The organism is Mesorhizobium sp. M0016, from assembly GCF_040324035.1.
Taxonomy (GTDB): Bacteria; Pseudomonadota; Alphaproteobacteria; order Rhizobiales; family Rhizobiaceae; genus Mesorhizobium.
In genome coordinates, this window is the sequence record NZ_JAMYVM010000066.1 from 1 (window position 1) to 741 (window position 741).

1 protein-coding gene is annotated in these 741 nt (G+C 68.7%); it reads right to left on the bottom strand.

The window, feature by feature from the left end:
• Positions 1-316: hypothetical protein (locus NKJ88_RS33105; protein ID WP_502904792.1), on the bottom strand; the 316-nt coding region annotated here is incomplete at its 3' end.
• Positions 317-741: the final 425 nt, after the last annotated feature.

A 741-nucleotide genomic window follows, 5' to 3' on the forward strand; every position in this document is an offset into this window, starting at 1 on the left:
CCGGAGCCACAGGTGCGACCGGCGATACGGGAGCGACAGGTTCGACCGGCGCCACCGGCTCTACTGGTGCGACAGGCTCGACCGGGGCAACCGGTGATACCGGCGCGACCGGTGCAACGGGCTCGACTGGCTCGACTGGTGCTACCGGAGCCACAGGTGCGACAGGCTCGACCGGAGCAACCGGTGATACCGGCGCGACCGGTGCAACGGGCTCGACCGGCGCGACTGGTGCTACCGGCTCTACCGGAGCGACTGGCTCGACCGGAGCGACGGGCTCAACCGGAGCAACCGGTGATACTGGAGCGACGGGTGCCACCGGCGCGACTGGTTCAACTGGTGCAACCGGAGCGACCGGAGCAACAGGTGATACCGGGGCGACTGGCTCCACTGGAGCAACCGGCTCTACTGGAGCGACTGGCTCTACTGGTGCGACAGGCTCGACCGGAGCAACAGGTGATACCGGGGCGACTGGCTCCACTGGAGCGACGGGCTCGACTGGAGCAACAGGCTCCACCGGAGCCACAGGGGCAACTGGCGACACGGGAGCGACAGGTTCGACTGGTGCAACCGGTTCCACCGGGGCGACTGGCTCGACCGGAGCAACCGGCTCTACTGGAGCGACTGGCTCGACCGGAGCGACTGGCTCGACTGGTGCAACCGGAGCCACAGGTGCGACCGGCGATACGGGAGCGACAGGTTCGACCGGCGCCACCGGCTCTACTGGTGCGACAGGCTCGACCG